Origin of the sequence: Kitasatospora griseola (assembly GCF_014648555.1) — a bacterium.
Classification (GTDB): domain Bacteria; phylum Actinomycetota; class Actinomycetes; order Streptomycetales; family Streptomycetaceae; genus Kitasatospora; species Kitasatospora griseola.
This window is the reverse complement of the sequence record NZ_BMRI01000001.1, coordinates 271443-287903: the sequence shown is the minus strand read 5'-3', so window position 1 is coordinate 287903 and position 16461 is coordinate 271443. Positions and strand designations below refer to the sequence as shown.

At 74.3% G+C, this 16461-nt stretch carries 17 protein-coding genes, 1 pseudogene and 1 riboswitch; of the genes and pseudogenes, 6 read left to right on the top strand and 12 right to left on the bottom strand.

Annotated features, from left to right (window positions below; genetic code table 11):
* Positions 1-55: 55 nt before the first annotated feature.
* The gene (locus IEZ12_RS01280; protein WP_189270352.1) at positions 56-1003 is read right to left on the bottom strand and encodes an AraC family transcriptional regulator; all 948 of its coding nucleotides are present in this window, start codon (positions 1001-1003) and stop codon (positions 56-58) included.
* 132 nt (positions 1004-1135) lie between these two features.
* Here IEZ12_RS01280 and IEZ12_RS01275 point away from each other — a divergent pair, with 132 nt between their 5' ends.
* Positions 1136-1633, top strand: a complete 498-nt coding sequence (locus IEZ12_RS01275; protein WP_189270351.1) for an anthrone oxygenase family protein — start codon at positions 1136-1138, stop codon at positions 1631-1633.
* A gap of 7 nt (positions 1634-1640) precedes the next feature.
* Here IEZ12_RS01275 and IEZ12_RS01270 read toward each other — a convergent pair whose 3' ends face one another.
* The 4 genes from IEZ12_RS01270 to IEZ12_RS01255 form a co-directional block, all read right to left on the bottom strand.
* Positions 1641-2786 (bottom strand): methyltransferase domain-containing protein, encoded by a 1146-nt coding sequence (locus IEZ12_RS01270; RefSeq protein WP_189270350.1) that lies wholly within the window; start codon positions 2784-2786, stop codon positions 1641-1643.
* Positions 2787-2790: 4 nt separating this feature from the next.
* Complete coding sequence (locus tag IEZ12_RS01265) at positions 2791-2946, bottom strand: hypothetical protein (protein ID WP_189270349.1); 156 nt, start codon at positions 2944-2946, stop codon at positions 2791-2793.
* Positions 2947-3074: 128 nt separating this feature from the next.
* Positions 3075-3917 (bottom strand): helix-turn-helix domain-containing protein, encoded by an 843-nt coding sequence (locus IEZ12_RS01260; RefSeq protein WP_189270348.1) that lies wholly within the window; start codon positions 3915-3917, stop codon positions 3075-3077.
* Complete coding sequence (locus tag IEZ12_RS01255) at positions 3914-4663, bottom strand: DUF6879 family protein (RefSeq protein WP_189270347.1); 750 nt, start codon at positions 4661-4663, stop codon at positions 3914-3916. The genes IEZ12_RS01260 and IEZ12_RS01255 overlap by 4 nt, the downstream gene beginning before the upstream one ends.
* Before the next feature lie 269 nt (positions 4664-4932).
* On the opposite strand from IEZ12_RS01255, the gene IEZ12_RS01250 reads away from it, so the two are divergent.
* The 4 genes from IEZ12_RS01250 (at position 4933) to IEZ12_RS01235 (ending at position 7712) form a co-directional block, all read left to right on the top strand.
* A complete protein-coding gene (locus IEZ12_RS01250) occupies positions 4933-5385 on the top strand; it encodes a hypothetical protein (RefSeq protein ID WP_189270346.1) in 453 nt (150 codons plus the stop codon).
* Between the two features lie 249 nt (positions 5386-5634).
* Positions 5635-6267, top strand: a complete 633-nt coding sequence (locus tag IEZ12_RS01245; protein WP_189270519.1) for an RNA polymerase sigma factor — start codon at positions 5635-5637, stop codon at positions 6265-6267.
* Positions 6264-7319: a CU044_5270 family protein gene (locus tag IEZ12_RS01240; RefSeq protein WP_189270345.1), complete on the top strand. Its 1056-nt coding sequence runs from the start codon at positions 6264-6266 to the stop codon at positions 7317-7319. Before IEZ12_RS01245 ends, IEZ12_RS01240 begins: the two co-directional genes overlap by 4 nt.
* 78 nt (positions 7320-7397) lie before the next feature.
* A complete protein-coding gene (locus IEZ12_RS01235) occupies positions 7398-7712 on the top strand; it encodes an antibiotic biosynthesis monooxygenase family protein (RefSeq protein WP_043913727.1) in 315 nt (104 codons plus the stop codon).
* Between the two features lie 35 nt (positions 7713-7747).
* On the opposite strand, the gene IEZ12_RS01230 is transcribed toward IEZ12_RS01235, so the two are convergent.
* On the bottom strand, positions 7748-8569 hold the full coding sequence (locus IEZ12_RS01230; protein WP_189270344.1) for a MerR family transcriptional regulator: 822 nt from the start codon (positions 8567-8569) through the stop codon (positions 7748-7750).
* 206 nt (positions 8570-8775) lie between these two features.
* On the opposite strand from IEZ12_RS01230, the gene IEZ12_RS01225 reads away from it, so the two are divergent.
* Positions 8776-10248 (top strand): alpha/beta hydrolase, encoded by a 1473-nt coding sequence (locus IEZ12_RS01225; RefSeq protein ID WP_189270343.1) that lies wholly within the window; start codon positions 8776-8778, stop codon positions 10246-10248.
* Between the two features lie 27 nt (positions 10249-10275).
* Here IEZ12_RS01225 and IEZ12_RS01220 read toward each other — a convergent pair whose 3' ends face one another.
* From IEZ12_RS01220 to IEZ12_RS37520, 6 genes and pseudogenes are all read right to left on the bottom strand, one after another.
* On the bottom strand, positions 10276-11091 hold the full coding sequence (locus IEZ12_RS01220; RefSeq protein WP_189270342.1) for an ECF transporter S component: 816 nt from the start codon (positions 11089-11091) through the stop codon (positions 10276-10278).
* Positions 11088-12689 (bottom strand): ABC transporter ATP-binding protein, encoded by a 1602-nt coding sequence (locus tag IEZ12_RS01215; protein ID WP_189270341.1) that lies wholly within the window; start codon positions 12687-12689, stop codon positions 11088-11090. Before IEZ12_RS01215 ends, IEZ12_RS01220 begins: the two co-directional genes overlap by 4 nt.
* A complete protein-coding gene (locus IEZ12_RS01210) occupies positions 12686-13825 on the bottom strand; it encodes an energy-coupling factor transporter transmembrane component T (protein WP_189270340.1) in 1140 nt (379 codons plus the stop codon). The genes IEZ12_RS01215 and IEZ12_RS01210 overlap by 4 nt, the downstream gene beginning before the upstream one ends.
* 2 nt (positions 13826-13827) lie before the next feature.
* A complete protein-coding gene (locus IEZ12_RS01205; protein WP_229847131.1) occupies positions 13828-14505 on the bottom strand; it encodes an SCO2322 family protein in 678 nt (225 codons plus the stop codon).
* On the bottom strand, positions 14502-15941 hold the full coding sequence (locus IEZ12_RS39925; protein WP_189270339.1) for an SCO2321 family membrane protein: 1440 nt from the start codon (positions 15939-15941) through the stop codon (positions 14502-14504). The genes IEZ12_RS01205 and IEZ12_RS39925 overlap by 4 nt, the downstream gene beginning before the upstream one ends.
* 82 nt (positions 15942-16023) lie before the next feature.
* Positions 16024-16111, bottom strand: a riboswitch (cobalamin riboswitch).
* Between the two features lie 65 nt (positions 16112-16176).
* Positions 16177-16461: pseudogene (locus tag IEZ12_RS37520) on the bottom strand (TetR family transcriptional regulator); the annotation flags it as partial.

Below are 16461 nucleotides of genomic sequence, written 5' to 3'. Positions count from 1 at the left end.
CCGGCGTCGGGGTGCGTCCTGGCCGGTGCGAGCGGCCGTCCGGGCGCCGGGTCCGTCAGCCGGCCGCGGCGCCCGCCAGCTCGCGGAACTGCTGCGGGCTGACCCCGCGGACCCGCTTGAACGCGGCGCTGAGCGCGAAGCCGCTGCCGTAGCCGACCCGGCGGGCGACCGCGGTGAGGGTGGCGTCCGGTTCGGCCAGCAGGTCGGCGGCCTGGGCGAGCCGCCAGTTGGTCAGGTACGCCATCGGGGGTTCGCCCACCAGGTCGGTGAAGCGCCGGGCGAGCGCGGCCCGCGAGACGCCCGTCTCGGCGGCCAGCTCGTGCACCGTCCAGGCGCGCGCCGGGTCGGTGTGCAGCAGGCCCAGCGCGCGGCCCACCACCGCGTCGGCGTGCGCCCGGTACCAGGCGGGGGCGTGTCCGGCGTCGCGGGCGAACCAGCTGCGCAGCGCGGAGATCAGCAGCAGGTCGAGCAGCCGGTCCAGCACCACCTCCTGGCCCGGCTCGTCCCGTCCGATCTCCGCCTCCAGCAGGGCCACCAGCGGCGAACTCCACTCCTCGGCAGCCAGCCGCAGCACCGGCGGCAGCGCCCGCAGCAGCCGTCCGCTGACCTCGCCGTGCAGCTGGTAGGTGCCGCTGAGCAGCACCGTCGCGGCGTCCCCGGCGGTGCCCCAGGTCCGCACGCCCTGGTCGAGCTCCTCGCACATCCGCTCACCGTCGACGGTGGTCGACACCTGCCCCGGGTGGATCACCACCTGCGGCGCGGTCTCCGGCCGGTCGGCGACGGTGTACGGCTCCGGCCCGCGGACGATCGCCAGGTCGCCGACCCGCAGCGGCACCGGCGGCGCGCCGTCCGGGACGATCCAGCCGTCGCCGCGCACCGTGGTCAGCACCGTCAGCGGCGCCCGGTCCTCGATCCGGATCGCCCACGGCGGGTCGAACACCGACCGCAGCAGGAACGCCCCTTGGGCCCGGGGACCGGTCAGCAGTGCGGCGAGCGCGTCCATGGCGGCCAGCGTAGACGTCCGGCGCCCGGCCGGGTGGACTCTCGCGCATGCCAACGAGCTTCTGGGCCATGGATCTTGGCGCACCCGCCGAGTTGACTGTTCGTCATGACCAGACGAACGGGGGCCCACGGCATGGCAGTTCTTCGCACGGTGACACTGATCGGCGCGACGCTCACCGCAGGGCTCAGCGCGGGCCTGTTCTACTCCTACGCCTGCTCGGTGATGCCGGGCCTCGCCAAGGTCGAGGACCGCGCTTTCGTCGACACCATGCAGCGCATCAACGTGGCCATCCTGAACGGCTGGTTCATGCTCAGCTTCGTCGGCGCGCTGGTGCTCATCGTCGCCGCGGGCATCCTGCAGTGGCGCGGCGGCAACCGCACCGTCCTGCTGTGGATCGGCGCCGCCGCCGTCCTCCACCTCGCCATGTTCGTCATCACCGGCGCCGTCAACGTCCCCCTCAACGACAAGCTGGCCGCCGCCGGCGCCCCCGACAGACTCGCCGACCCGGCCGCCGTCCGCGCCGCCTTCGAGGACGTCTGGGTCCGCTGGAACGTCGTCCGCGCCCTCGCCGCCACCGCCGCCTTCGCCTGCCTGACCTGGGCGCTGGCCCTGTCCGGCCGCCACTCCTGACCTCCCGTCATGTCGGCCGGACGGTGTGCGTGCCGTCCGGCGTGACGGTGAGCTCGAACTGCTCGAATCCCGGGCGGCCCCGGGCGTCCCACCACCGCCACGCGGCCTCCACCTCGTCCCACAGCCGGCGCGGGCCGGACTGCACCACCTCGAACTCCGCCCGCCCCGGCTCCCGATCGGCCGTCGCCCACGAGGTGACGGCCGTGTCGTGCAACCAGAGCGTGTAGGACCCGTCCGGGTACCGTTCCGTCAGCGGGAAGACCCCCGGCACCCGGGCGCCGATCGCGAACATCGCCTCCCAGCCGCCGAGTTCGTCCGGCGAGAGGGTGGTGGTGGACCGGGTCCCGTCGGCGGGCCACGGCGCGGACAGGTAGGCGAGACTGCTCGGACGGCTGGTGCGCTGGGCGCGCAGCCGCATGAACGCCGACGAGTGGACGAAGCTGCCGCGGGCGCTGCCGTCCGGCTGGGTCGTCAGCCTCACGACGGCCTCGCCGCCGTACTCCGGCCCCCATGGTGCGACGATCACCGCGTCCGGGCGGCACTGTTCGATCCAGGCGCGGGGCACCTCCCGCACCGAGCAGGTGGCGATCACCCGGTCGAACGGCGCGGCCGGCGGGTGCCCGGCCGCGCCGTCGCCGACCACGGCGACCGGGGCGTACCCCGCTCGGGCGAGGCGGCGGCCGGCGTCGGTGGCCGTGGTTCTGTCGACCTCGACGGTGGCGACGTTCGCCGAGCCCAGACGGTGCGAGAGCAGCGCGGCGTTCCACCCCGTCCCGGTGCCGATCTCCAGCACGCGGTGGCCGTCGGCGACGTCCAGTGCCGCGAGCATCGTGAACACCATCGTGGGCATCGAACTCGACGAACTCGGTGCGGCTCCCCGGGAGTTGCCGAGGTGCGCCCCGTCGTCCCACTGCGTGGTCAGCGGCACGTCCGCGTACACCGCCCGCCACCACGCGGCCGCGTCCTCCCGCCGGCTCACCGCGTCGCCCTGCCGCACCCCGTCCGCCATCCCCGGCCACACCGTGTCCGGCACGAACAGATGACGGGGAACGGCGTGGTACGCCGCGAACCAGTCGGACCGCAGCGAACCGTTGGCGATGAGCGCGGAGGCCAGCCGCTCGCGACCCGCCTCCGCGAGCTGACGTGCCGTCACCACGTCAGCACCCCGCCGCCGGTCCCTGGCCGTCGGACGTGTTGCCGCCTTCGTCGCTGCCGCCGCCGCCGTGCTTGTTGCCGCTGCTGCTGTCGTCCTGCTGGCCGCCACCGGCTCCGTCGCCGTTGCCGCCGCCGTGCTTTCCGTCGAACGTGGGCATGGTGCCTCCTTGGTCTCCCCCGCTGGGACGGGTTTCCGTCCGCTGCTCACGCTAGGTGGCGGAGGTGGGGAGGAGTGTGCCCGATTCTCGGTAATTCCCCTGCGGGCGGGGAGAATTCGCCGAGTCGCTCAGCTGGTGTCCAGCGCCCGCCGGCACCGGGTGATCACCCGCTGGGCGTCCGGGCCGTGGACAGCGGCACGGTTCAGCGACTCCCACACGCGCAGGTGGAGCGCCACGCTGTCGGGGTCGTCCAGCCAGAGTTCGGCGTGCCAGTCCTCGGCGATGACCAGACGCTCGTCGTGGACCCAGAACCCGTTGGCGGGCGGCAGCTCGACGGGGGCGTCGAACGGCACGATGCCGAGAGTGACGTTGTCGAGGCCGATCACACCGCTGAGACGGTCGAGTTGGGCAGCCATCACGCTCGGCGGGCAGATCCTCGCCCGCAGCGCGGCCTCCCACATGACGATGTGGAAGCGCTTGCCGCGCCGGTACAGCAACTCCTGGCGGCGGATGCGGGCTTGCACCGCCTCGTCGATGTCGCGGGGGGAGCGGTGGAGGCGGACGTAGGCCTCGAAGACGTGCCGGGCGTAGTCGGGGGTCTGGAGCAGGCCGACGATCATCGCGTTCTGCCAGGCCCTTGTGGTGGTCGAACGCTCGTACTCGACCGTCAGCCGGTCCTGCACCGGTCGATGGCCGGCGGCCAACTGCCGTCGCCAGGAGCGGGATTGCGTTTCGAACGCGCGAAGGCGGGCCGACAGCTCGGCCGCGGCCTCGGGCTGCCCGACACCGTCCGCCCAGGCCCGAAGGTCCTCGTGGGTGGCGGTCTGGCGGCCGGTCTCCAGCTTGCTGACCTTGGACTGCGTCCATCCGAGACGGTCGCCCAGTTGGCGACCGGTGAGACCGCCCTCGGTCCGCAGCTCACGGAGCCGCAGACCGAGGGCGTAACGGGCCTGTTGGAAATCGGTGGTCACTCGCCGGACGGTACCCCAGCCCGGAACTCGCGGTGCGGCACGGCGAAGTGCCAGGCGGCGTCCCGCTCCTGGCAGGCGCGGTTGACCCGGACCGGGTCGGTGATCGCCTCGATGTCGGTCAGCACGTCGTCGGCGTCGAAGTGCAGCAGCGCGATCATCCGGGAGTCGAACACCCAGGCGTCCTCCAGGGGAAGGCCCAGCCGGTCGGCGTCCTCCCGCCACAGGTAGCGGATGTCCTCGCCCACCGTGCCGATCTGTTCGGCGTTGTCGAGCAGGTAACGCTGGCCGAGGGTCGGCGGGTTGTCCATGATCCGCACCCGTTCGAACCGCTTGCCCTGCGCGGACTGCGCACGGCGGTTGCGGGCCCAGTCGTCGTCCATGTCCCACCCGGGATCCTCCCCGGCCACGAACCGGCGGTAGGTCTCGGTTTCCTCGTCGGACCGGTATTGGCGGCGGGTCTCCAACCGGAAGGCGGTGTGCTGGAAGGTGCGGAACATCGACTCGAACTCGTCGTAGCTGATCAGCGTCGGCTCGCGCTCGGCGGCGCGCGGGGCGAAGCCCGCGAGCAGGACGCGGGGTACGGTCACAAACCCCTCGCCGGGCTTGATATTGCGGAACCGGGCCACCTCCGCCGGGTCCGTGACGAGGTCGCCCTGCACGATCACCTGCCCGGTCTCCTCGTCCTCGTACAGCGTCGGGCACCCATCCGCCCCGTTGCTCCCGATGTACCGCAGACGACGGGTCATGTCCCTGCTCCTTCACAGTGAGTGGTCGATCTCAGGATGTCGGGCCGTCAGGTGGCTCGGGGCACTGATTAGCCGATATTCGCCTGACGGACGATCAGACATGGACAGGTCGCGCGGACTTGATCGCTTCGACGGACGCGGTGCCCACGCCGTAGGCTCTGATCGGGTGTGCCGAAGGGAGTCTTCCGGTGTATCGGATGCGTGAGGCGACAGCTGCGGACGCCGACGCCATTGCCGGGATGGTGCGATCCCGTTCGGGGTGGCTGGCTGTGCGGGGTCTTGGCGAGTGTGCCGACGACGCCGAGGAGTACGGTGCCCAGGCCGGGAATCCGGATCTCGACGTGTGGGTGCTGGAGCACGAAACCGACGGGGTGGTGGGATGCACCACCCACTTCGGGAACGAGGCCCTGCCGCACTGGGCGTTCACTGAGGAGGAGCGGGCCGAGGCGACGCTGTTCCTGGCGACGTCGTTCACTCGTCCGAACCCGTTCCGGCTCGGCCGCCTGATGGCCTGGTGGTCGCTCGACCGGGCGGCCGAGCGGGGCCTGACCTGGGTCCGGCGCGGCACCGGCCATGAACAGCTGTCCCGCTACTACCAGGAGGCCCAGGGGTGGGAGCTCCTGCGGGTCGCCGAGCGGCACGGCTCGAAGGTCTTCTTTCTCCAGCGTGAAGCCCGTCGGATGCCGAACCTGGCCGAGCTGATGGCCGGGCGCGGGCTGTAGTGGAACCGGTGACGGCCGTCGGTTCGAGCTGCCGGCGGCCGTCCGGTGTGTGAGGGTTCACGACACGGAGGATCAGCCGCGCCGAGTCCGGCGCTGACAGCACATCGGCTCGGAGCCGTTCGTGGATGCGTGAGCGTTCTCCGACCTGCTCCGATCGGCCGGGAGCCCGCTCGGCTTGGGCTCGGACATGATGCAGGTCACGGGAACTCGGGGGCCGGTGCCGGACAGATGATGGGGGTGATCACAGATATGCGAACCCGGGTGCGGGCCGGGGACCCGGGGGTGTTCGGGGAGTTGTTCGACCGGTATGCCCGGGCCGTCTACAACCATGCGTTCCGGCTGACCGCGGACTGGTCGGTCGCGGAGGACGTTATGTCGGCGACGTTCATGGAGGCGTGGCGGCTGCGCGGCAAGGTCGCGGCGGAGGGCGGGTCGTTGCGGCCGTGGTTGCTGGGCGTCGCGACGAACCTGGCGCGCAACCACTGTCGCAGCAACCGGCGTTACCGCGCGGCGGCCGCGGCGCTCGCCGCGAGCGGGGCGTCGGTGGTGGAGGTGCCCGACCATGCCGAGGAGGTGGTCGGGCAGGTGGACGACCGGCGGCGGCTCGCGGCGACGATGGCAGCGATGGGCGCGCTGCGGCGTGCCGAGCGGGAGGTTCTGGTGCTGTGCCTGTGGGACGGGCTGGAGTACGCCGAGGCGGCCGAGGCGCTCGGCATTCCGGTCGGGACGGTGCGCTCCCGGCTGTCGCGTGCTCGTACCAAGCTGCGCAAGCTCGCGGATTCGGAACTGGCGGCGGAAAAACGGGAACCCGCCCGCCGCCCCCGGCAGATGAATGGGGACCGCGCGACAGCGGTCCGGCCCGTACCGGAAGGACACCGATGAACGCCAGCCCCTCCCAGCCGCGCCCGGCTGACCGGCCGGAGACCGATGGTTTCCTGCCGACCGTGGAGCGGGATCTGCCGACGGGTCGCCACCAGTTCCACAAGGAGCGCCTGATGGCCCAGATCCACGAAGACCTCGCCGTTTCCACCCCCGCCGCCGGGCGGCGCAACCCGTTCCTGCGCCGCGTCGTCCTGCTGCCGGTGGCAGCGTGCGTACTGGCCGGCGCCGTCGTGGTCGGTGCCGGCCTGAGCCGGGGCAGTGACCCGGTCCGGTCCGCCGCCCCCGGCGCCGGTCCCGTCCTGACCACCGACATCCGCCCCGCGGACGCGCAGGGAGCCGTCCAGTTGCTCGACCGGATCTCGCTGGTCGCCCAGGACACCGCCGCCCCGCAGGCGCGTGCGGGCCAGTACGTCTACATCGAGTCGAAGGTCGCCGGCACGTCTGTGTGGTCGGTCAACGGCAAGGAGTCGGCCGTCGGCGAGGCCCTGGACACCCGGCGGAGCTGGAAGTCGGTGGACGGCCACAAGGGTTGGCTGATCGATCGGCGGAACAAGGACGGCGTCTCGCTGGACACGACGGAGGCGCCGGGCCTCAACGCGCCGTCCTACGACTACCTGGCCGCCCTGCCCACCGACCCCGACGCGCTGCTGAAGAAGATCTACACGGAGACGGCGGGCCACGGCCCGGGCCCCGACGCGGAGGCGTTCACCACCATCGGCGACCTGCTGATCGAGAGCTACCCGTCCCCGCAACTCGCCTCCGCGCTCTACAAGGCCGCCGCCAAGATCCCGGGCGTGGCGAAGGTGGACGACGCGGTCGACGCGGCCGGCCGCCACGGGGTCGCGGTGGCCCGCCTCGACGGGAACACCGGCGTGCGCACCGAGTGGATCTTCGACAAGTCCTCGCTCGCCTTCCTCGGCGAACGCACCGTCCAGGTCGAAGGCACCTCCGGGGGCGGCCTGATCAAGCCCGGCACGGTCATCTTCACCAACGCGATCACCGCCCGCGCCGTCGTCGACGGCGTGCAGCAGACCTCCGCGCAGTCGGCCTGACCGCTGCCGTCTCCCGCCACCCCCGCCGTCCTGCCGGGCCTTCGGGTTTGGGCGTGTGAGGTGGGGGAGGATGGAGGCATGAGCGTTGTGAAGATCAATGTGCTGACTGTCCCTGCGGAGCAGCGGGAGGTGTTGGAGCAGCGGTTCGGGTCGCGGGCCGGGGCCGTCGAGGGTGCGGACGGGTTCGAGTGGTTCGAGCTGCTGCGGCCGGTGGAGGGGACGGACCAGTACCTGGTGTACACGCGGTGGCGGGACGAGGCGTCGTTCCAGGCGTGGATGGAAGGTCCGATGAAGGCGGCGCACCAGGGCGGGGGCGACCGGCCCAAGCCGGCGGCGACGGGGTCGACGGTGTGGTCGTTCGAGGTGGTGCAGTCGGCCGGGCCGAAGGCGTAGGGGACGCGCGGGGCCGGTCCTGGGGGAGGCCGGCCCTACGCGGGGTGGAACGGGACGGCGATGTCGGCCACGTGCTCGTCCGGGCCGGCGGTGGCCCAGTTCGGGTAGTAGACCTCGCGGTTGGAGGCGCTTCGGGCGTAGCCGCGCAGGGTGAGCCAGGTGCCGACGGCGTCGTGGGCGGCAGCCATGGCCGCGAAGCCCGCCTGGCTCTTCGTGCGGGTGAGGTAGGCCTCGCGGTGGGCGGGTTCGATGCGGACGCCGATCTGCCCGGCGGGTCCGACCGCGTCGCGGGTGGGGGCACAGACCTCGACGGGGCCGTCGGAGTCCTCGCTGACCAGGCCGTCGAAGACGGCGAAGATCGGTCCGGACAGGCAGGCTCCGGTTTCGCGCAGGTGGGCGAGGAGCAGTTCGGTCGACGAGGCGAGGAAGGCGGGGAGGTTCGCGGCGGTGACGTGGCGCCGGGTGAACAGGACTTTCTGCTCCGCCACTTGGCGTTCGGCGATCTCGTCCATGGTCGGGCTCCTTCCGGTGAGGACTTCTCGGGCGTAGCCCACCGCGTCCCGGCGGGCCGCGTGCGCGGATTCCTGCTCGCGCCAGTACGCGGCGAGCAGCGCGGCGGGCTCCGCGCCGGGGGAGTCGAGCACGGTCGCGATGAGGGCCAGCGGCATGCCGATGGCGCGCAACAGGGCGATCCGGCGGGCGCGTTCGACCTGGGCGGGGCCGTAGCGGCGGATGCCGGTCCGCGGATCGGTCCGGGCGGGCGGCAGCAGGCCGCGGTCGCCGTAGAGCCGTAGGGCCTTGAGGCTGAGCCTGGTTGCGGCCGCGAGTTCCCCGATGGTGATCAGATCCTCTTGCACGGGATCACTGTGCCCGCTGCCCCTGGGGGAGGGACAAGCCGCCGGGTCCGGCGGAGGACGCGGGGTGGGAGTGTGGTGGGAAGTCAATGCCGGTCAGTACGCCGCAGGTTGGAGGGCAGGGCCATCCTGCGGCGGTACGTGGGGCGGGGGTGGCGGAACGGAGACTGGAGGTGATCCGAGGCACTGATTCTGCACAGAGGACTGGCATGGTTCTGCGAGACGGGCGAACGACTTCCCTGCTGACGGTGGGGGCGGTGGCGGCCGTGCTGGCGGCGCTCACTCCGGCGACGGCGTTCGCGGCGGGGGATCCGTTGCAGCGGTACGCGCAGCAGGAACTCCGGTGGGAGCGCTGCGAGATGGGCGGGCTCCCGGCGTTCGAGTGCGCGAAGGTGAAGGTGCCGCTGGACTACGCGAAGCCGACGGGCCGGACGATCGAGATCGCGATCTCGCGGGTCAGGGCGGGGAGCGCGAAGGAGCGGCACGGGGTGCTGCTGATGAACCCCGGGGGGCCGGGCAGTCAAGGGCTGACGATGCCGGCGGAGATGGAGCCGCTGCTGCCGGCGGCGGTGCGGGCGCGGTTCGACCTGGTCGGGTTCGATCCGCGCGGGGTCGGGCAGAGCTCGCCGGTCGGCTGCGACCTGACGGAGGACGAGCGCAGCCTCCAACGCCCTTACCGGGAAGCCACGTTCGGCAAGGACGTGGAGCGGGCCCGGTCGGTGGCCGACAAGTGCTGGGCGAAGGCGGGGGACGTGCTGCCGCACATCACCACCCGGAACACGGCGCGGGACATGGACCTCGTCCGGGCGGTGCTGGGCGAACGGCGGATCTCCTACTTCGGGTACTCGTACGGGACGTACCTGGGCGCCGTCTACACGCAGATGTTCCCGCAGCGCTCGGACCGGATCGTGCTCGACAGCGCGCTCGATCCGAAGCTCGCCTGGCGGGGGACCTTTCGGGGCTGGTCGACGGCGGCCGAACTCGCCTTCACCCGCTGGACGGAGTGGGCCGCCGAGCGTGACGCAGCCTACGGGCTGGGGGCCACCGCGGCGGAGGTGCGCCGGACGTACTGGGAGCTGGTGGAGCAGGCCGGTCGGACGCCCGTCCCGACCGACGACGGGAAGGCGCTCGACGGCGACGCCATCCGTTCGGGGTACCGCGCGTTCGTGCAGGTCGAGGCCGTCACACCGTGGATCGTCGCGCTGAAGGCCGCGGCTGCGGGCGGGCCGGCCGCGCCGGGCGTCCCGCCGGGCGTCGTGGACGACAACCGGACGGCCGTCACCTGGGCGGTGTTCTGCGGCGACACCCGCAGCTGGCCGCGCGACCCCGAGCAGTACCGCCGCGACGCGATCGCCGACCGGGCCACGTACCCGCTGGCCGGCGACCTGGGGGCGAACATCCAGCCGTGTGCGTTCTGGAAGTCGGCGGCGGTCGAGCCGGCCACTGCGGTCAACAACGACGTCGACGCGCTGATCGTGCAGAACCAGTGGGACCCGCAGGCGACGCTCGCCATGGCCCAGGGCATGCGGCGCGCCCTGCACGGCTCCCGGATGGTCACGGTCGCCGGCGGCGAGGGCCACGGCGTGGTGGTGGCCGGCCCGTCCTGCGCGGACGGCGCGTTCACGCGCTACCTGACCACGGGCCGGCTGCCCGCGAAGGACCTCACCTGCGCAAACCGGTGACCTGCGCCAACCGGTGACCCGCAGCACCTAGTGGAAAGCGGCGCGGCGGGTGGCGCGGCGGAGGGTGCGCAGGAGGGGGCCGCCGACGGTGAGGCAGAGGACGGCGGTGAGGGCGGCGCGGGGGAGGTCCCAGCCGAGGGAGGTGGTGAGGCAGTAGAGGGCGAAGCGGGTGAGGTTGGCGGGGAGGGGGTCGCCGGGGACGAAGGAGATCGAGGTGCTCAGGCCGCCGATGTAGGGCCAGCCCTGAAGGTTCATCACGGTGCCGTAGCCGACGGCGGAGACGACGCCGTAGAGGGCGAGCACCAGGAGTTCGGCGCGGCCGCGCAGGCGGGCGGCGCCCGGGAGGAGGCCGGCGCCGAGGCAGACCCAGCCCATGGCGAGCATCTGGAACGGCAGCCAGGGTCCGACGCCGCCGGTGAGCAGGCCGGAGGCGAACATGGAGAGCGCGCCGAGGACGAAGCCGAAGCCCGGGCCGAGGGCGCGTCCGGAGAGCACCATCAGGAAGAACATCGGCTCCAGCCCGGCGGTGCCCGCGCCGAGCGGGCGCAGTGCGGCGCCGGCGGCGGCCAGGACGCCGAGCATGGCGACGGCCTTGGCGTCCAGGCCGGGGGCGCCGGCGGCGGTGCGGCCCTCGGAGAGCTGGGCGACCAGGACGGCGAGCAGCAGCGGCAGCAGCAGGGCGAACAGCCAGGGCGCGTCGGTGGAGTGGCCGACCAGGTCGGAGTCGCGGGCGGCGAGCAGCGGCCACCCGAACGCGGCGACGCCGACCGCGGAGACCAGGGCGAGCGCGAGCGCCGAGCGCCGTCCGAGCGGCACGGGGCGGGCGAGTTCCCCGGAGGTCATGGCAACTCCCTGAGGGCGGCGGCGACTTCGGGGACGGTGAGGTACGGGGGGAGGATCTTCGCGGTCTGCGGGGCGAAGGTGGGCGAGGCGAGGACGACTTCGGGCGTGGGTCCGTCGGCGACGATCTCGCCCTCGGCCAGGACGGCCGTGCGGTGGGCGAGTTCGGCGGCGAGTTCGACGTCGTGGGTGGCGAGCAGGACGGTGTGGCCGTCGGCGGCGAGGGCGCGCAGGATCTCGACGAGGCGGGCCTTGGCGGCGTAGTCGAGGCCGCGGGTGGGTTCGTCGAGGAGCAGGACCGGCGGGCGGGCGGTGAGCACGACGGCGAGCGCGAGGGTGAGGCGCTGGCCCTCGGAGAGGTCGCGGGGGTGGCACCGGTCGTCGATGCCGGGGAGCAGGGCGGCCAGGATGCTCCGGCAGGCGCCGGGTTCGGCGCCGGCGTCCTGGTCGGCGGCGGTGCACTCGTCCGCGACGGTCTCGGCGTACAGCAGGTCGCGCGGGTCCTGCGGGACCAGGCCGACGGAGCGGATCAGGTCCTTGGGGCGGGACTTGTGCGGCGTGCGGCCGTCCACCCGGACAGTGCCGGAGTCGGGGGCGTGCAGGCCGACCAGGCTGCCCAGCAGGGTGGACTTGCCGGCGCCGTTGCGTCCCATGAGCGCGGTGATCTGCCCGGGGAACAGGGCGAGTTCGACGCCGCGCAGGGCCGGGACGGGGCCGCGGGAGACCACCAGCCGGGAGACCGTGGCGATCGCGGGAGCGGTCGGCGCAGCGGGGGCAGGGGCCGGCGCGGGCAGTCGTTCGCGCAGCGTCGCCGCGCGCCGCCGGGCGTCCCGGACGGTGAGCGGCAGCGGATCCCAGCCCGCCAGCCGGCCGAGGTCGACCACCGGGGGGCGGACGGGCGAGCGGGCCATCAGCGCGGCGGGGGCGCCGAGTACGGGCGGCTCGCCGGGGCCGGGCAGCAGCAGGACCTGGTCGGCGTACTGGACGACGCGCTCCAGGCGGTGCTCGGACAGCAGGACGGTGGTGCCGAGGTCGTGCACCAGCCGCTGCAGGACGGCCAGTACCTCCTCGGCGGCGCCCGGGTCGAGCGCCGAGGTGGGCTCGTCCAGCACCAGCACCTTGGGGTGGACGGTCAGCACCGAGCCGATCGCGACCCGCTGGCGCTGGCCGCCGGAGAGCGCGGAGAGCGCCCGGCCGCGCAGCTCGGCGAGGCCGAGCAGGTCGAGGGTCTCCTCGACCCGGCGCCGCATCACGGCGGGCGGCAGGCCCAACGACTCCATGCCGTAGGCGAGTTCCTCCTCGACCGTGTCGGTGACGAAGTGTCCGGCCGGGTCCTGGCCCACGGTGCCGACCACGTCGGCGAGTTCACGCGGCCGGTGGGTGCGGGTGTCGCGGCCGGCGACGGTGACCCGGCCCTCCAGCACGCCGCCGGTGAAGTGCGGCACCAGGCCGGAGACGGTGCCCAGCAGGGTGGACTTGCCGGCGCCCGACGGGCCGACCAGCAGGCACAGTTCGCCCTCCGGAACGGTCAGGTCGACGCCGCGCAGGGCGGGTTCGGCGGCGTCGGCGTACCGCACGCCGACCTGCTCGAAAGTGATCACCTGGTGCTCCGGGGCGGCTCGGGGGTGACGAAGGCGGGCAGCAGGCCGATCAGCGCGGCCGCAGCGGGCAGCAGCGGAAGCCGGGGCGCGGTCGGCGGCACCACCGACGGCGTCAGGGCCTCCGGCCAGCGGCCCGCGTACCAGATCAGGGCGGCCGCGACCAGCGCGCCCGAGGCGGCCGTCAGCCACTCCGGGAGCGCCCACGGGTCGGGCCGGTAACGCGTTCGGACGGAGCGCCGGCCGCCCAGGGCGAGCCCGGCGGCGGACGCGGCGACGCCGGCCAGCAGGACGGGCAGCGCCCAGGCGTGGCTGCCCGCGGTGAGCAGGCCGTAGGTGGCGCCGCACACGCCGAGCAGCCCGGCCAGCGTCAACGCCCCGGCGGTGCGCACCAGTCGGCGCGGCACGTCGGCGGTGCGGCCGAAGCCGCGGGTGTCCATCGCCGCCGCCAGCGCCACCGAACGCTCCAACGCGCCCTCCAGCACCGGCAGTCCGACCGACAGCACCGCGCGCACCCCCCGGTCGGTGCGCCCGCGCAGCCGCCGGGCCGCGCGCAGCCGGCGGACGTCCGCGACCAGGTTCGGCGCGAAGGTCATCGCCACCACGGCCGCCACCCCCGCCTCGTACAGCGCGCCCGGCAGTGAACGCAGCAGCCGCGACGGGGAGGCCAGCGCGTTCGCCGCGCCCACGCAGGCCAGCAGCACCGCGAGGCGCAGGCCCTCGTACAGCGCGAACAGGATGCCCTCCAGGCTCACCGAACCGCCCAGCCGGACGCCCTGCGCCCAGGAGGGGAGCGGGAGTTGGGGCAGGGTGAACAGGACGTGGGTGCCGCCGACCGGGGAGCCCAGCACGACCGCGAACACCACCCGGGCGGCCAGCACCAGCAGGCCCAGGCGCAGGAACGCCGCGTACGAGCGGGCCCACGGGGCGTCGCCGCGCCGGGCGGCCACCACGAAGCCCGCCACCGCCAGGATCAGCAGCAGGAGCACCGGATTGGTGGTCCGGCTGGCCGCCGCCGCGAGGCCCAGCGACCACAGCCACCAGGCGCCCGGGTGCAGCTGCCGGGGCAGTGAACGGCTGTGCACCGCCCCCGAGTTCGAGACCTCGGGGGCGGTGCGGCGCAGACGGTCGACGGACATGGTCAGCGGGTGCGGCGGCGACGGGCCTGCCAGAGGGCGCCGGCGCCCAGCAGGACCACCACGCCGACTCCGGCGATCACGCCGACGGCCGGTCCGCCGTCGCCCTTGTCGGCCGGACCGCCGGACCCGGTGGCGGAGTCGGAGCCCGCCGCGACCTGCTCGCCGCAGCCCGCGCGCGGGTAGCCGGCGATCGCGCACAGCAGCCCGCCGGAGTCGTAGCGCAGCGGCGCGGCCACCGCGGCCAGCACCTCCGCCGAGTTCGCGGCGGTCGGCACCGAGGCGCACACCGAGCGGGCCTCGGCGGGCTTCTCACCGTTCGGCGCGTCCTTCGCGGTGCCGAAGTCGAGCACCACGGCGACCCGCTTGCGGCCGCCGTCGGGCGCGGTGTTCGCGCAGATCGCGGAGAAGTCGGCGGGCAGCGACGGCCGCGGCGCGTCCTGGCCGCCGTCCGGGCTGAGCACGAACCGCCAGCCGTCCACCGCCCCGTCCGCCGGCACGTTCCCGGTCGGGCCGACCTGTTGGAACGCCCAGCCGTCGGCGCCGCCCTTCCAGAACGACCAGTACCGGTAGTCGGCGGCCTGCGCGGACCCGGCGGCCGGGCCGAGCAGCGCCGCCAGCACGCCCAGCAGGGCGACGACCGCCGCTGCGGGCAGGGGAGTTCGGCGGATCCGCCCGGTCACCGGTCCTGCTCCGGCTTCTCGTCCGACGAGGCGCCCCCGGCCGAGGCGCCCCTGGCCGAGGCGTCGCCGGACGTGGCGCTCGCGGCGGCGGCGTTGTTGCGGCGGCGGTTGAGGCTGAGCAGGATGCCGGCGCCGATGCCGACGAGCAGGCCGACGGCGATCAGCCAGCCGGCCGAGAAGCCGCTGTTCTCGTCGGGTTCGGTGATCGCCGAGCCGGGCGCCCGGGTGGCCTGCGGGTCGCCCCCGACGGGGCCGACCTTCGGCTTGGGGCCGGAGTCGGCCAGCAGCTGCACCAGGTTGGCGCCGCCGAAGTTGTACGGGTCGAGCTTGGCGGCGCGGGCCGTCAGCACCAGGGTGGCGGTGGCCGACGGGTCGGTGCCGCTCTTGCCTTGCGCGGCCCAGGCGTAGCCGTTGCCGGCCAGCCAGTCGGCGGCGCTGGCGGCCTCGGCGGGGTGGCCGGTGGCGACCAGGCCGAGCACCGCCCAGGCGGTGGAGTTGTAGTCGGCGGTCGCGGCCGCGCCCGGGGTGTCCAGCATCAGGCGGTGCCCGCCGGCGGCGAGTCGGCCGGCCAGCCAGGCGGCGTCCGCCTCGGCGGAGTCGGCGTGCGCGACGGGGCCGTCGCCCGGGGTGTCCGGGCAGGTCAGGGCCTTCGGCGCGGTGTCCTTGCGGTCGGAGGTGGTGACCGGCAGGTGCCCGCCCGCGGAGGCCAGCAGGGCCTGCGCGGCGGCGAGCGTGTTGGGCGCGGCCGGGGCGCCCGACACCGGCTGGTAGACGAACGCGCCGCGCTGCTCGGCGGGGGACCAGCAGCCCAGCTGGAAGGAGGCCAGCCCGGCGTAGGCGGACTGCCCGCCCGGGACGGACGTCGCGGCCGGGTCGAGACCGGCGGCCAGCAGCGCGTTCACCGCCAGCGCGGTGGAGTTGGCGTCACCGGGGGCGCCCGGGTTGTACGCCCAGGTGCCGTCCACGGTCTGCTTGGCGCGCAGCCAGTCGGTGCCGCGGGTGACCTGCTGCTGGTGGCTGCCGAGCACGGTGAGCGCCTGCACGGCCATCGAGGTGGCGTTGGAGTCCTCGGCGGCGGGGGTGCAGGCCACGCCCTCGACCCGGTACGACGGCCAGCCGCCGTCCTCGCACTGCTGGTCGAGCAGCCACTGCACGGCCGCGTCGGCGGGTTCGACCCGCTCCTGGTGCAGGGCGATCAGCGCCAGCGACTGCCGCCACACGCCGTCGTACTGCGGGTCGCCCTTGCCGTACAGCCCGGCGGGCACCCCGGGCGTCGCCGGCGGGGCGGAGGCCGAGCCCGAGCCCGAGGCCGAACCGGACGGGGAGCCGGAGACGGACGCGTCGGGGGAGGGGTCGGCGAGGGCGGGCGCGGCGGCGGCGCCGGCGAGCAGGGCGCCGGCCAGTGCGGCGGCGCCCAGGCGGGCAGCGGTCAGCATGGGGAGAAAGCCTTTCGGGAGCGGTCGCAGCGGACCCGAAGGCACGGGCCGCCCGTAGACCCACGACGGAGGAGGGCCGCTCGTCTCCGGCCGGGCAGTCCGACTGCGCCGCGCCGGTCGAACGGCGCGGCTCACGGTTGCGGGTCAGTGCCGGAATCGCACCGGCTTCCCCCGGCCTCGGAGGCGGATGGAGTTGTCGGCGGTCCGGTGGGGGCCGTTCCGCGCCTCCAAGACTCTAGCCGCCGACCCGCGCGGCGCCCCTGGGAGGTGGTGGAACCGGTTGCAGTTCGTCCTCGGCCGGGGCGGGCGTGGCGAGGGTGAGCAGCCGGGCGGCGGTGTGCAGGTCGGCCCGGACCTCGGCCAGCGAGGACCGCCCCGACAGCCAGGCCAGCAGGGTGGCGTGCCAGGTGTGGGCGACCACCCGCAGCGCGGCCTGCTGGCCGGCCGTCGGAGGGTCGGGGAGCCGGGCGGCCGCCAGCACGATCGCCGAGGTGACCTGGCCGACCTCGTCCACCTCGCT